This window comes from Micromonospora sp. NPDC004540, assembly GCF_040610095.1.
Taxonomy (GTDB): domain Bacteria; phylum Actinomycetota; class Actinomycetes; order Mycobacteriales; family Micromonosporaceae; genus Micromonospora.
The window spans coordinates 17,078-29,860 of sequence record NZ_JBEXLR010000026.1 but is presented as its reverse complement, the minus strand read 5'-3'; the positions used below and the strand labels follow the sequence as shown (position 1 = coordinate 29,860).

At 75.5% G+C, this 12,783-nt stretch carries 14 protein-coding genes and 1 pseudogene; 10 read left to right on the top strand and 5 right to left on the bottom strand.

The annotated features are described in order from the left end of the window. Window position 1: 1 nt before the first annotated feature. The 3 genes from ABZV78_RS11950 to ABZV78_RS11940 are packed head-to-tail and all read right to left on the bottom strand — an operon-like array spanning window position 2 to window position 2,072. The gene (locus ABZV78_RS11950; protein ID WP_355637831.1) at window positions 2-595 is read right to left on the bottom strand and encodes a TetR family transcriptional regulator; all 594 of its coding nucleotides are present in this window, start codon (window positions 593-595) and stop codon (window positions 2-4) included. Then, window positions 595-1,350 carry an ABC transporter permease gene (locus ABZV78_RS11945; RefSeq protein ID WP_355637829.1) on the bottom strand — a complete coding sequence of 252 codons (756 nt, stop codon included), beginning with the start codon at window positions 1,348-1,350 and terminating at the stop codon, window positions 595-597. The genes ABZV78_RS11950 and ABZV78_RS11945 overlap by 1 nt, the downstream gene beginning before the upstream one ends. Beyond that, a complete protein-coding gene (locus tag ABZV78_RS11940) occupies window positions 1,347-2,072 on the bottom strand; it encodes an ABC transporter ATP-binding protein (protein ID WP_355637827.1) in 726 nt (241 codons plus the stop codon). The genes ABZV78_RS11945 and ABZV78_RS11940 overlap by 4 nt, the downstream gene beginning before the upstream one ends. 105 nt (window positions 2,073-2,177) lie before the next feature. Between ABZV78_RS11940 and ABZV78_RS11935 the strand changes: the two genes are divergently transcribed. The 6 genes and pseudogenes from ABZV78_RS11935 (at window position 2,178) to ABZV78_RS11910 (ending at window position 7,180) form a co-directional block, all read left to right on the top strand. Then, on the top strand, window positions 2,178-2,567 hold the full coding sequence (locus tag ABZV78_RS11935) for a MerR family transcriptional regulator (protein ID WP_154227799.1): 390 nt from the start codon (window positions 2,178-2,180) through the stop codon (window positions 2,565-2,567). Continuing rightward, window positions 2,564-3,568: an aldo/keto reductase gene (locus tag ABZV78_RS11930; protein ID WP_355637825.1), complete on the top strand. Its 1,005-nt coding sequence runs from the start codon at window positions 2,564-2,566 to the stop codon at window positions 3,566-3,568. Before ABZV78_RS11935 ends, ABZV78_RS11930 begins: the two co-directional genes overlap by 4 nt. 215 nt (window positions 3,569-3,783) lie before the next feature. Further along, a pseudogene (locus tag ABZV78_RS11925) lies at window positions 3,784-4,455 on the top strand (phosphoribosyl-AMP cyclohydrolase); the annotation flags it as partial. A 180-nt stretch (window positions 4,456-4,635) separates the two neighbouring features. Further along, window positions 4,636-5,070, top strand: a complete 435-nt coding sequence (gene hisI, locus ABZV78_RS11920; RefSeq protein WP_355637886.1) for a phosphoribosyl-AMP cyclohydrolase — start codon at window positions 4,636-4,638, stop codon at window positions 5,068-5,070. Next, a complete protein-coding gene (locus tag ABZV78_RS11915) occupies window positions 5,067-6,620 on the top strand; it encodes an anthranilate synthase component I (protein ID WP_355637823.1) in 1,554 nt (517 codons plus the stop codon). The genes hisI and ABZV78_RS11915 overlap by 4 nt, the downstream gene beginning before the upstream one ends. Then, complete coding sequence (locus ABZV78_RS11910) at window positions 6,617-7,180, top strand: Trp biosynthesis-associated membrane protein (RefSeq protein WP_355637821.1); 564 nt, start codon at window positions 6,617-6,619, stop codon at window positions 7,178-7,180. The genes ABZV78_RS11915 and ABZV78_RS11910 overlap by 4 nt, the downstream gene beginning before the upstream one ends. Before the next feature lie 24 nt (window positions 7,181-7,204). On the opposite strand, the gene ABZV78_RS11905 is transcribed toward ABZV78_RS11910, so the two are convergent. Beyond that, window positions 7,205-7,489: a hypothetical protein gene (locus ABZV78_RS11905; protein ID WP_355637819.1), complete on the bottom strand. Its 285-nt coding sequence runs from the start codon at window positions 7,487-7,489 to the stop codon at window positions 7,205-7,207. 489 nt (window positions 7,490-7,978) lie between these two features. Here ABZV78_RS11905 and trpC point away from each other — a divergent pair, with 489 nt between their 5' ends. Genes trpC through trpA form a run of 3 tightly spaced genes read left to right on the top strand, consistent with a single transcriptional unit; the run spans window position 7,979 to window position 10,863 of the window. After that, a complete protein-coding gene (gene trpC / locus ABZV78_RS11900) occupies window positions 7,979-8,782 on the top strand; it encodes an indole-3-glycerol phosphate synthase TrpC (protein ID WP_208863091.1) in 804 nt (267 codons plus the stop codon). A gap of 40 nt (window positions 8,783-8,822) precedes the next feature. Then, on the top strand, window positions 8,823-10,055 hold the full coding sequence (trpB, locus tag ABZV78_RS11895) for a tryptophan synthase subunit beta (protein WP_355637817.1): 1,233 nt from the start codon (window positions 8,823-8,825) through the stop codon (window positions 10,053-10,055). Between the two features lie 4 nt (window positions 10,056-10,059). After that, entirely contained in the window at window positions 10,060-10,863 is an 804-nt protein-coding gene (gene trpA, locus ABZV78_RS11890; RefSeq protein ID WP_355637815.1) for a tryptophan synthase subunit alpha, read from the top strand. Window positions 10,864-10,882: 19 nt separating this feature from the next. Here trpA and ABZV78_RS11885 read toward each other — a convergent pair whose 3' ends face one another. Then, window positions 10,883-11,419 (bottom strand): NUDIX hydrolase, encoded by a 537-nt coding sequence (locus ABZV78_RS11885; protein ID WP_355637813.1) that lies wholly within the window; start codon window positions 11,417-11,419, stop codon window positions 10,883-10,885. Window positions 11,420-11,522: 103 nt separating this feature from the next. On the opposite strand from ABZV78_RS11885, the gene lgt reads away from it, so the two are divergent. Further along, the gene (gene lgt / locus ABZV78_RS11880; protein WP_355637812.1) at window positions 11,523-12,779 is read left to right on the top strand and encodes a prolipoprotein diacylglyceryl transferase; all 1,257 of its coding nucleotides are present in this window, start codon (window positions 11,523-11,525) and stop codon (window positions 12,777-12,779) included. Window positions 12,780-12,783: the final 4 nt, after the last annotated feature.

Here is a 12,783-nt window from a genome sequence, read left to right as displayed (position 1 = left end):
GTCAGTCCAGGTCGCCGGTGAGGTAGCGCTGGACGGTCGGGCCGATCGCGGCGACCAGGGTCTCCGGGTCGGCGGAGGCCACCGGTTCCAGCCGGATGACGTAGCGCATCATGGCCAGGCCGGCGACCTGGGTCGCCACCAGCGCGCCCCGCAGCGGTAGCTGCGCCGGGTCGACGTCGAGCTGGTCGAGGACCCGCCGCAGCACCTGGGTGACCAGGAACTCGCGCAGCATCCGCGCGGTCCACTCGCTGCTCACCGCCGAGCGGAGCAGGGCGACCCCGGCCCCGCCGACGGGCGAGTCCCAGACGGTCAGGAAGGTGCGGACCAGGCGTTCGCCCACCCCGTCCGGGCCGCCGGCCAGCACCGCGGGCAGCAGCCGAGCCGGGTCGATCGGGATCGCCACGGTGGCCCGGAACAGCTCCTCCTTGGTGCCGAAGTAGTGGTGCACCAGCGCCGGGTCCACCCCCGCGGCGGTGGCGATCGCCCGGATCGAGGCGGCGTCGAAGCCGCGCTCGGCGAACGCCGCCCGGGCCGCCGCGAGGATGGCCTCCCGGGTGTCCGGGTTGCCGGGCCGCCGGCCGGTGCGCCGGGCCATCACCCGCTGCGCCGCCGCAGTGTCGCGGCGGCCAGCACCAGCGCCGCCACCGCCGCCCCGGCGACGATCGCCACGTCCCGCCACATCGTCCCGGTCGGGTCGGCGTGCGCGCCGACCTCCTGGAGCGCCTCGACGGCGTACGACAGGGGCAGCACGTCGCTGATCGCCTGGAGCCAGCCGGCCATCTCGCCGCGCGGCACGAAGAGCCCGCAGAGCAGCAGCTGCGGCAGGGCCACCACGGGCAGGAACTGCACGGCCTGGAACTCGGTGCGGGCGAACGCGGAGCAGAGCAGGCCGAGCGCCACCGCCAGCACCGCGTTGAGGCCGGCGATCATCACCACCAGCCACTGGCTGCCGGCGGTGTCCAGCCCGAACACCTGGTAGGCCACCAGCGAGGCGAGGGTCGACTGGAGCACCCCGGCCAGCCCGAACGCGATGCCGTAGCCGAACAGCAGATCGATCTTGCCGAGCGGGGTGGTGAGCAGCCGCTCCAGGGTGCCGGTGGTGCGCTCGCGCAGCATGGCGATGCTGGTCACCAGGAACATGATGATGAACGGGAAGAAGCCCAGCATGATCAGCGCGACGCGGTCGAAGACGCTCGGCCGGCCGGGCGGGGTGGGCTGGTCGACGTACATGAAGTAGACCAGCGTGAGCAGCACGGTGGGCACGACCACCAGCATGGCCACGGTGCGGCGGTCGTGCCGGAGCTGGCGCAGGATCCGCCCGGTGGTGGCGGCGAGGATGCGGGGATTCACGCTGCGTCCTCCTGCTCGCTCGCCTTGATCAGCCGGAGGAAGGCCTCCTCCAGGTCGTCCACGCCGGTGGTGGCGCGGACCGCGTCCGGGGTGTCGTCGGCGACCAGCCGGCCGTCCCGGATGAGCAGCAGCCGGTCGCAGCGGGCCGCCTCGTCCATCACGTGGCTGGAGACCAGCAGCGTGGTGCCGGTGGCGGCCATGGCGTGGAACCGGGCCCACAGGTCGGCGCGGAGCACCGGGTCCTGGCCGACCGTGGGCTCGTCGAGGATGACCAGCTCCGGGTCCCCGACCAGGGCGCAGGCCAGCGAGGCACGGCTGCGCTGCCCGCCGGAGAGGGTGCCGACCAGCTGGTCGGCGGCGCTCGCCAGCCCGACGTCGGCGACCGCCCGGTCGGCCTCGGCCCGGCCGCGCCCCTGGAGCACCGCGAAGTAGCGCGCGTTCTCCCGGACGGTGAGGTCGGCGTAGACGCTGGGCGCCTGGGTCAGGTAGCCGACGCGGCGGCGCAGCGCCGCCTCCCCGGCGGGCCGGCCCAGCACGGTGACCGTGCCCGAGTCGACCGTCTGCACCCCGACGATCGCGCGCATCAGGGTGGTCTTGCCGCTGCCGCTCGGCCCGAGCAGCCCGGTGACCGCGCCGCGGGGCACCGAGCAGGAGATGCCCTGGAGCACCCGCCGCCGGCCCCGCTCGACCACCAGGTCACGGACCGACACCGCGTCGTCCATGCCCGCCTCCAAAAACTCATCAGCTGTTGAACTCAACGCTAGATGAGTTACCTGCCCGCGCACAAGGTTGACTTCGAGCGCCCTCGAACTGGAAGTCTGGGGCGCGTGGACATCAGCACGCGGGAGATGAGCCTCACCGTCGGTGAGGCGGCGGAACGGGTCGGCCTGACCACCTACACGCTGCGCTGGTACGAGCAGGAGGGCCTTGTCGCCCCGGTGGGCCGGGACTCGGCGGGCCGCCGGCGCTACACCGAGTCCGACGTCAACTGGCTGTTCCTGCTCACCCGGCTGCGGCGCACCGGCATGCCGGTGCGGGACATGCGGCGCTACGCCGAACTGGCCCGGCAGGGGGACCGCACGCTCGGCGCCCGGCGGGCGCTGTTCGAGGCGCACCGGAGCCGGGTCCTGGCCCGGATGGCCGAGCTGGAGGAGGACCTCAAGGTCCTCGACCACAAGATCGACGCGTACCGCCGGGCGGAGGAGGAGCTGGCATGATCAAGCGACGGGTGGGCGCGACCGGCCCGGAGGTCTCGGCAATCGGGCTCGGCTGCATGGGCATGAGCTTCGCCTACGGCGGCGCCGACGACGCCGAGTCGACGCGGACCCTGCACCGGGCCCTCGACCTCGGGGTCAACCACCTCGACACCGCCGACATGTACGGCTTCGGGGCGAACGAGCGGCTCCTCGGCCCGGTGGTCCGGGCCCGCCGGGACGAGGTCTTCCTGGCCACCAAGTTCGGCAACCGCACCAGCGGCGACAGCTTCGGCGGCACCGGCAGCCCGGGCGCCTACGTGGACAGCAGCGCCGCCTGGGCCAGGCAGGCGTGCGACGCCTCGCTGGCGCGGCTCGGCATCGACACCGTCGACCTGTACTACCTGCACCGGCGCGACCCGGCCACCCCGATCGAGGAGACCGTCGGCGCGCTGGCCGAGCTCGTGCAGGCCGGCAAGGTGCGGCTGATCGGCCTCTCCGAGGTCAGCCCGGCGACCCTGCGGGCGGCGCACGCGGTGCACCCGATCTCGGCCGTGCAGATGGAGTACTCGCTGTTCACCCGGGACGTCGAGGGGGAGATGCTGGCGACCTGCCGGGAGCTGGGCGTGTCCCTGGTGGCGTACTCGCCGGTCGGGCGGGGGCTGCTCACCGGCGCCATCACCAGCCGGGATCAGCTCGCCGACGACGACTGGCGGCGCACCGTGCCCCGGTTCGCCGACGGCAACCTCGACGCCAACCTGAAGCTGGCCGACGCGGTCCGCGCGGTGGCCGGCGAGCTGGGCTGCACCCCCGCGCAGGCGGCGCTGGCCTGGCTGCTCGCCCAGGGTGAGGACGTCCTGCCGATCCCCGGCACCAAGCGGGTCCGCTACCTGGAGGAGAACGCCGCTGCGGCCGAGCTGCGGCTCACCCCCGAGCAGCAGGACCGGCTGCGCGGTGCGGTGCCCGCCGGCGCGGTCGCCGGGGAAAGGTACACCCCGGCAGGAATGCGAACGGTCGGGCACTAGCGGCTCGCATCGGACACCCGGTCCGGCATCGGTCATTGCGCCGAAGATCGGACTTACGGCACCATGGCGCGGTGGGTCCCGCTCCGTTGCCCGAGACCGGCGGCAGCTCCAGGTCGCAGCCCGGCGGCGGACGCGCCGAGCTGGAGTTGCCGGAATTCCTCGACGACTGGGCCGCCCGCCTCCGGCAGGACGCCGACCGTCCCGTCGTCGGGATCATGCTGCGAGGCAGCCACGCCCGGCGGGCCGCCACCGAGCACAGCGACGTCGACGTGGACGTGCTGGTCGCGGTCGACGACGAGCGGGCCGGCGACGCCGGCGAGGCACCCGCCACCCCGGCGCCCGGGGCGGCGGGTCCGGCCCGCCCCGCCCCGTACGTGGCCCGCCGGGCCTACCTGGCCGAGTTCGACGGCCGGCTGGTGCACGTCTCGGTGGCCGTCCGGGACGTCCGCTCCTGGGTGCGCCGGCTGGGCCAGCCCGCCGACTGGGCGTTCGGGCTGCCGGTCAGCGCGCCGGCCCGGCTGCTCTGGGCGGCGCCGGCGTGGCGGCGCCGGATCGACCTGCCGGTGCTCTGCCAGCCCGCCGACGAGCCCCGCCTCGAGGAGCTGATCGCCACCCTGGGCAAGGTGGCCGGCGCCCGCTGGGCCGGCGACCCGGTGGGGCTCCGGCTCGCCGCCGCCGACCTGGCCCGCCTCTGCCCGTCGGTGCTGCGGCCGGCCAACCCCTCGGTCCGGGTGGTGTCCCGGCGGGCCGCCCTGGCCGCCGCGCTGGACCTGCCGGTCGTGCCGCCCGGCTACCGCGAGGACATGCTGCGCTGCCTCGGGCTGCGCCCCGGCGGCGCCGCCGAGGTGGGCGCCGCCGCCGGCCGGCTGGTCACCGGGATCGTCCCGCTGATCCGCCCGTACGCCGGGGAGATCGCCGCGGTCGGCGGCGGGGACCTGGCCGAGGCCCTGGTGGACGGCCGCCTGGACCGCTACCTCGGCCAGCTCACCCGGGCGCTGGTCCGCCCCGGGCCCGCTCTCCGGGACACGTCGGCGGTGCCCGTGCCCCGTGCGGGAGAATGGTCAACCGTGCCCGCCTCTGACGCGCCGGTGACCGGCGCATCCGCCAGCTCCGGCGGCGCCGCGGCCCCCGGCCCGGCCCGCCCCTCCCGGCTCGACCCGGCCATCGCGGCCCGGCTGCGCCGTACCCCCGACGGCCTGGTGGCCGCGGTGGTCCGCGCGCACGACTCGGGCGAGGTGCTGATGGTCGCCTGGATGGACGACGAGGCCCTGCACCGCACCCTGACCACCGGCCGGGCCACCTACTGGTCGCGCAGCCGCCAGGAGTACTGGGTCAAGGGCGCCACCTCCGGCCACCATCAGTACGTCCGGTCGGTCGCGCTGGACTGCGACGGCGACGCGCTGCTGGTCAGCGTCGACCAGGTCGGCGCGGCATGCCACACCGGGCACCGCACCTGCTTCTTCACCGAGCTGCCGGTCAGCTCCCCGGAGGCGACCTCATGACCGACGGCACGGTCAGCCCGGACCAGGGCACCTTCGCCGACCTGGCGGCCCGCTGGCGGGTCGTGCCGGTCACCCGGCGGCTGCTCGCCGACGCGGAGACCCCGGTCGGCGTCTACCGCAAGCTCGCCGGCGGCCCCGGCACGTTCCTGCTGGAATCCGCCGAGCAGGGCGTCGGCTCGGCCGGGATGGCCTGGTCGCGCTACTCCTTCATCGGGGTGCGCAGCGGCGCCACGCTGACCGAGCGGGACGGCGCGGCGGTCTGGGCCGGCGAGCCGCCCGCCGGGGTGCCGGCCGACGGCGACCCGGTGGCCGCGCTCCGGGAGACCGTCGCGGCGCTGGCCGGCCCGGCCTGGGACCCGGCCAGCGGCATGCCGCCGCTCACCGGGGGCATGGTCGGCTACCTGGGCTACGACCTGGTCCGCCGCTTCGAGCGGCTGCCCGAGCTGACCGAGGACGAACTCGACGTGCCCGAGCTGGGCATGATGCTCGCCACCGACCTCGTGGTGCTCGACCACTACGACGGCTCGGCGATCCTGGTCGCCAACGCGGTGCTGCCGCCGACCGACGCGCCCGACCGGGAGTCGCTGGTCGCGGCCGCGTACCACCACGCGGTGGGGCGGCTGGACGCGATGACCACCGCGCTGTCCCGACCGATTCCGCCCATGATCTCGACGGTCGCCCGGCCCGGCGTCGGCGAGGTGGTCAGCCGGACGCCGGAAGGCGGCTACCCGAAGGCGGTGGAGGCGGCCAAGGAGGCGATCCGGGCCGGCGAGTGCTTCCAGATCGTGCTCAGCCAGCGCTTCGAACGCCCCACCCACGCCGACCCGCTCGACGTCTACCGGGTGCTGCGCACCACCAACCCCAGCCCCTACATGTACCTGCTGCGCTTCGACGGCTTCGACATCGTCGGTTCCTCGCCCGAGGCGCACCTCAAGGTGAGCACTGCCGCGGACGGGCGGCGCCGCGCGCTGCTGCACCCGATCGCCGGCACCCGGCCGCGCGGCGGCACCCCGGCGGCGGACGCCCGGCTGGCCGCCGAACTGCTCGCCGACCCGAAGGAGCGGGCCGAGCACGTCATGCTGGTCGACCTGGGCCGCAACGACCTGGGCCGGGTCTGCCGGCCGGGCACGGTCGAGGTGCCGGAGTTCGCCACGATCGAGCGCTACAGCCACGTCATGCACATCGTCTCCACGGTCGTCGGCGAGCTGCGGGCCGACCGCACCGCCTTCGACGCGCTCGCCGCGACCTTCCCCGCCGGCACCCTCTCCGGCGCCCCCAAGGTGCGGGCCATGGAGATCATCGAGGAGCTGGAGCCGGTGCGGCGCGGCCTCTACGGCGGCACCGTCGGCTACTTCGGCTTCGGTGGCGACCTGGACATGGCGATCGCCATCCGCACCGCGCTGATCCGCGACGGGCGGGCCTACGTGCAGGCCGGTGCCGGGGTGGTGGCCGATTCCGATCCCGCCGCCGAGGACCAGGAGACCCGGAACAAGGCCGCCGCGGTGCTCGCCGCCATCGCCGCCGCCGAGACCCTGCGGCCCGCGCGATGAGCGCGTCGACCGGCGCGCCCGCCGCGCGGGGCCGGCGCGAGCTGACGTACGCCGTGCTGCTCTGCCTGGCCGGCGCGGGCCTGGCGTTCTGGGCGGTGACCCGGACCTGGTCGGTCGAGCTGACCGCCCGCGGCTCGCTGCCGCCCGGCCGGCACACCCGCACCGGCGCGGAGCTGCTGCCCTGGGTGTCCGCGCTGGCCGTGGTCGGGCTGGCCGGCGGCGGCGCGGTGCTGGCCACCCGGGGGCGGGTCCGGCGGCTGCTGGGCGGCCTGCTCACCCTGCTCGGGCTGGGCGTGGCGGCGGGCGGCGGCTACGGCCTGACCGAGACCGGGGTGAGCCGGCAGTGGCCGGCGCTGGTGCTGGTGGGCGGGCTGGTCCTGGTGGCCGGCGGGCTGCTCACGGCGCTGCGCGGCGGCGGCTGGCCGGCGATGGGCGCCCGTTACGAGCGGCGGGCGGCGCGGCCGACCGAGCCCGCCGGGGCGCAGCGGCCGGCGGTCGAGCGGGGCACCCGGGACGCCTGGGAGGCGCTCGACCGGGGCGAGGACCCGACGGTCAGCTGACGCGGCCGGGCGTCCGGTCGGGGGTCAGCTCACCGGCTGGGCGTCGCGCGCGTCACGGCGCTCCCGGACCGCGGCCCCGGCCGCGGCGCGGGCGGCGGCCAGCTCGGCCACCAGGCGGTCCAGTTCGCGGCGCTGTGCGGCCCGGGCCCGGTCGGCGCAGACCGCCTCCCAGGCGTTGCCCCGGGCGGTGCGCGTCCGGCCGTCGCCGGCCATGGCTTCGAGGGTGTGCACCACGCTGACGGCGAGCGACGCGACGCTCCGGGAGATGGTGGTGAATCCGAGGGTCTGGTTCGGCCCGTTGGCGCTCATGGTCACCCCGCACGAGATCGTTGGCGACGGTCGGCAGCCGCCTCATCGAGTCTGCCCGAGGGAGATGCTGCCGGGCTCACGTTTCGCCGCCGTGAAGCCCAGGTCAACTCTGCGGCAGCCGCCCCGACCTGGGCAGGGCCGTTCGTCCTTGAGCTTGCTCACAGCATCGACGGCCGTCACGGCCCTGCGCGGAATCGGCCGCCATGGTGAGATAGGTCATGGGCGGCGGTCGATGTGGCGGCCGGAGGCGCGGGAGGCGCCCGGGTGACGCCGGTCGATGGGCGCGGTGGCGCTGCGTGACACCGTGTTCACCGGAAGTCCGTCATCATGCCACAGCCCATTTCGTGAGGAGCGCCATACCCCCGGCACTTGTCGCCAGGTGGCGCCCCCTAGCATCGGCCCATGACACCCGGAGAGGGGAGTCCGTTGGTGACTGCTGAGCATGCGCACGCGGAGGGGGACGAGGCCGGATCGGCGGCGTCCGCAAGCGTGCTCGACGAGATCCTGGCCGGCGTGCGCGAGGACGTGGCCCGGCGGCAGGAGCAGGTTCCGCTGGAGCGGATCCGCGAGCTGGCCGCCGCCGCACCGCCGCCGCTGGACGCGTACGCGGCGCTGCGCCGGCCCGGCGTGGCCGTGATCGCCGAGGTGAAGCGCTCGTCGCCGTCCAAGGGGCGGCTGGCCGAGATCGCCGACCCGGCCGACCTGGCGAGCGACTACGCGGCCGGCGGCGCCCGGGCCATCAGCGTGCTGACCGAGGGCCGCTGGTTCGGCGGGTCGCTGGACGATCTGGCCGCGGTCCGCGCCGCGGTGAACGTGCCGGTGCTGCGCAAGGACTTCGTGGTCTCCAGCTACCAGGTGCACGAGGCGCGGGCGCACGGCGCCGACCTGGTGCTGCTGATCGTCGCCGCGCTGGAGCAGAACGTCCTGGTCGGGCTGCTGGAGCGGATCGAGTCGCTGGGCATGTGCGCGCTCGTCGAGGTGCACACCGAGGAGGAGGCCGACCGGGCCATGGAGGCCGGCGCGCAGGTGATCGGCGTCAACGCCCGTGACCTGCGTACCCTGGAGGTCGACCGCTCGGTGTTCGAGCGGATCGCGCCCGGCCTGCCGAGCAGCGTCGTCAAGATCGCCGAGTCCGGCGTGCGCGGCCCGCACGACCTCATCCGCTACGCCTCGGCCGGCGCCGACGCGGTCCTGGTCGGCGAGGGCCTGGTCACCCAGAAGAGCCCCCGCGAGGCGGTCGCCGAGCTGGTCAACGCCGGCAACCACCCGGCCACGCCCCGCCCGGTGCGCTGACCCGCGCCGGGTCCCGACACGTCTCGAGAGGACTCCCGCGATGAGCACTGACGCCGCGGCCCCGGCCGGTCAGCTCCCCGACGCCGCCGGTCACTTCGGCCGGTTCGGTGGCCGGTTCGTCCCCGAGGCCCTGGTCGCCGCGCTCGACGAGCTGGACGCGGCGTACCGGAAGGCGATGACCGACGAGAGCTTCCTCGCCGAGTTCGACGCCCTGCTGCGCGACTACGCCGGCACCCCCTCGCTGCTCTACGAGGCCCGGCGGCTCTCCGCCCAGCTCGGGGCCCGGGTCCTGCTCAAGCGGGAGGACCTCAACCACACCGGGGCGCACAAGGTGCGCAACGTGCTCGGCCAGGCGCTGCTCACCAAGCGGATGGGCAAGCAGCGGGTGATCGCGGAGACCGGCGCCGGCCAGCACGGCGTGGCCACCGCCACGGCCGCCGCCCTGTTCGACCTCGAGTGCGTGGTCTACATGGGCGAGGTGGACACCGAGCGGCAGGCGCTCAACGTGGCCCGGATGCGGATGCTCGGCGCCACCGTCGTGCCGGTCACCACCGGCTCCCGCACGCTCAAGGACGCGATGAACGAGGCGATGCGGGACTGGGTCGCCAACGTCGACAGCACCCACTACCTGATCGGCACCGCCGCCGGCCCGCACCCGTTCCCCGAGATGGTCCGCGACTTCGTGCGCGGCATCGGCGTGGAGGCCCGCCAGCAGTGCCTCGACCTCACCGGCGCGCTGCCGGACGCCGTCGCGGCCTGCGTGGGCGGCGGCTCCAACGCGCTGGGCATCTTCCACGCCTTCGTGCCCGACACCGGCGTGCGGCTCTACGGCTTCGAGGCCGGCGGCGAGGGCGTGGCGACCGGCCGGCACGCGGCCAGCATCACCGGCGGCTCGGCGGGCGTCCTGCACGGCACCCGGACGTACGTCTTGCAGAACGAGGACGGCCAGACGGTCGAGTCGCACTCGATCTCGGCCGGCCTGGACTACCCGGGCGTCGGGCCGGAGCACGCCTGGCTGCACGACAGCGGCCGGGCCACCTACCTGCCCGTCGACGACGACGAGGCGATGGCCGCCTTCGAGCTGCTCTGCCGCACCGAGGGCATCATCCCGGCGATCGAGAGCTCGCACGCGCTCGCCGGGGCCCGCAAGATCGCCCCGCAGCTCGCCGCCGAGCTGGGCCGGGAGCCGGTCATCGTGGTCAACCTCTCCGGCCGGGGCGACAAGGACGTGCACACCGCCGGTGAATACTTCGGCATCCTCGACAAGGAGTGAGAGCGTGAGCCGGATCGGGGTCGCCTTCGACAAGGCCCGGGCCGACGGGCGGGCGGTGCTGGTCGGCTGCATGCCGGCCGGCTTCCCGACCGTCGAGGGCAGCATCGCCGCGATGACCGCCATGGTCGAGGCCGGCGTCGACGTCATCGAGGTGGAGATCCCCTACTCCGACCCGGTGATGGACGGTCCGGTCATCCAGAAGGCCAGCGACATCGCCCTGGCCGGCGGCGTACGCACCGCGGACGCGCTGCGCATCATCGAGGCGGTCGCCGCGACCGGCGCGCCGGTGGTCACCATGACCTACTGGAACCCGATCGAGCAGTACGGCGTCGACGCGTTCGCCCGCGACCTGGCCGCGGCCGGCGGCACCGGCCTGATCACTCCGGACCTGATCCCGGAGGAGGCCGGCGAGTGGCTGGCCTCCTCGGAGGCGCACGCCCTGGACCGGACCTTCCTGGTCTCCCCGTCCTCCACCGACGCCCGGCTGAAGATGACCGCCGAGCACTGCCGCGGCTTCGTCTACGCCACCGCGATCATGGGCGTGACCGGCGCCCGGGCGCAGACCTCCGAGGCGGCCCCGGTCCTGGTCTCCCGGCTGCGCGAGGTCACCGACCTGCCGGTCGGCGTCGGGCTGGGCGTGGGCACCGGCGCCCAGGCCGGCACCGTCGCCGGCTACGCCGACGCGGTGATCGTGGGCAGCGCGCTGGTCCGCTGCGTGCTCGACGCCCCCGACCGGGCCGCCGGCCTGACCGCCCTGCGCACCCTCAGCGCCGAACTCGCCGAGGGCGTCCGCAACCCCGCCCGCTGACGGCTGCTCCACGCGGGTGTCACCGGAGGGTGGTGCCCAACCCGCCCCCGGCCCGCTGCCCGGGTGGGGCCGTCGCCTCACCGGCCGGCCCCACCTCGCCGCCGCCCGGCGTCGTCTCGTGCAGGACGCCGGAGCGGCCGGCCAGCGCGTCGGTCACGGCCGCGCGGGTGGTCGGGGTGAGCGCTTCGGGCAGCGCGTCCGGCGGGTGCCAGTCGAGGCGGCAGCCGCCCGCCGGGGCGCCGGCCGGCGCGTCGCCGAGCACCCCGGCCCGGAACACGTGCACGAGCACGTCGGGCAGGGCGCCGCAGTGGCCGGCCGCAGGCGGGGGAGCGGCGGGGTCGCCGAGCCGGTAGAGGCCCACGAGGTCGACCAGGTCGACCTCCCAGCCGGTCTCGGCGCGGATCTCCCGGCGCGCGGCCTCGGCCGGGCTCTCGTCGCGGCGCAGCCGCCCGCCGGGCAGCGCCCAGCGCCGGCCGCCGCCGGACCGCCGGCAGAGCAGCACCCGGCCGGACGGGTCGGTGACGACCGCGGCGACCGCCCAGGTGAGCGCGCTCATGGACAAAGAGCCTACGACCGCGCAAACCAGAAGTCATCCGAGCCGCGAACCCGGCCGGACCGGGGTGCCGCGAGCACGGTCCGCACCGGTACCGTGTGCACCCGTGACCCTCGCCCCGATGACCCCCCTGGCGGCCCTGCCCAGCCCCGGCACCGCCGTCTGGCAGCTCGGACCGGTTCCGCTCCGGGCGTACGCGCTCTGCATCATCGTCGGCATCGTGGTGGCCTGCGTGGTCACCGAATACCGGCTGCGCCGCCGCGGCGTCGCCCCGGGCGCGGTGCTCGACATCGCCGTCTGGGCGGTGCCCGCGGGCATCGTCGGCGCCCGGATCTACCACGTGATCACCTCGCCCGAGAAATACTTCGGCGCCGACGGCCAGCCGCTCAAGGCGTTCGCCATCTGGGAGGGCGGCCTCGGCATCTGGGGCGCGGTGGCCGGCGGCGCGGTCGGCGCCTGGTTCGCCGCCCGGCAGCTGGGCATCCCGTTCGCCGTGGTGGCCGACGCGCTGGCGCCGGGGCTGCCGCTGGCCCAGGCGGTCGGCCGGCTCGGCAACTGGTTCAACAACGAGCTCTACGGCGGGCGCACCACCCTGCCCTGGGGTCTGGAGGTCCACGTGATGGACCCGGACAACCCGGGGCACGCGCTGCGTGACGACGCCGGCAACCCGGTCCTCCAGCCGGGGCTCTACCACCCGACCTTCCTCTACGAGGCGCTCTGGAACATCGGCGTCGCCGCGCTGGTCCTGGTCCTCGACCGGAAGCTGCGGCTGGGCCGCGGCCGGGCCTTCGCTCTCTACGTGATGGGCTACACGGCGGGCCGGTTCTGGATCGAGCTGATGCGCACCGACGAGGCCAACCACATCCTCGGCGTGCGCCTCAACGTGTGGACCGCGGCGCTGGTCTTCCTCGGCGCGCTGGTCTACTTCCTGCGGGTGCGCGGGCCGCGCGAATACCTGATCCCGGTCGGCGAGCCGGCCGCCCCGGTCCCGCCCGCGGGCGGCGACGTGTCCCAGGTCGACCTCTCCGCTCGGGAGGCCGGGGCTCGGCCGGTCGCGCCGGAGGGCTACCGGGTCGTGACCGAGGAGCAGTTCCGCGCCTACCGGGACACCGGCGAGGTCCCCGCCGAGGAGCCCGCGGCGGCCGCCGAGGCCGACCGGGACGAGGCCGACGAGGTCGCGACCGTCGAGGAGGGGACCGCGGAGGCCGCGACCGACGCGGACACCGCGGAGCGCGAGCCGGCGGAGGCCGACGAGGCGAGGCCCGATCCGGAGCGGACGGACGAGGACCGGACGGACGAGGACCGGACGGACGAGGACCGGGCCGGCGCCGGCGGCGCCCGCCCCGCCGACCGGGACAGCTGAGCGG

Coding starts and splice junctions, on each gene's coding strand:
- ABZV78_RS11950 (WP_355637831.1), bottom strand. CDS start 595: ATGGCCCGGCGCACCGGCCGGCGGCCCGGCAACCCGGACACCCGGGAG.
- ABZV78_RS11940 (WP_355637827.1), bottom strand. CDS start 2,072: ATGGACGACGCGGTGTCGGTCCGTGACCTGGTGGTCGAGCGGGGCCGG.
- ABZV78_RS11930 (WP_355637825.1), top strand. CDS start 2,564: ATGATCAAGCGACGGGTGGGCGCGACCGGCCCGGAGGTCTCGGCAATC.
- ABZV78_RS11915 (WP_355637823.1), top strand. CDS start 5,067: ATGACCGACGGCACGGTCAGCCCGGACCAGGGCACCTTCGCCGACCTG.
- ABZV78_RS11910 (WP_355637821.1), top strand. CDS start 6,617: ATGAGCGCGTCGACCGGCGCGCCCGCCGCGCGGGGCCGGCGCGAGCTG.
- ABZV78_RS11905 (WP_355637819.1), bottom strand. CDS start 7,489: ATGAGCGCCAACGGGCCGAACCAGACCCTCGGATTCACCACCATCTCC.
- trpB (WP_355637817.1), top strand. CDS start 8,823: ATGAGCACTGACGCCGCGGCCCCGGCCGGTCAGCTCCCCGACGCCGCC.
- ABZV78_RS11885 (WP_355637813.1), bottom strand. CDS start 11,419: ATGAGCGCGCTCACCTGGGCGGTCGCCGCGGTCGTCACCGACCCGTCC.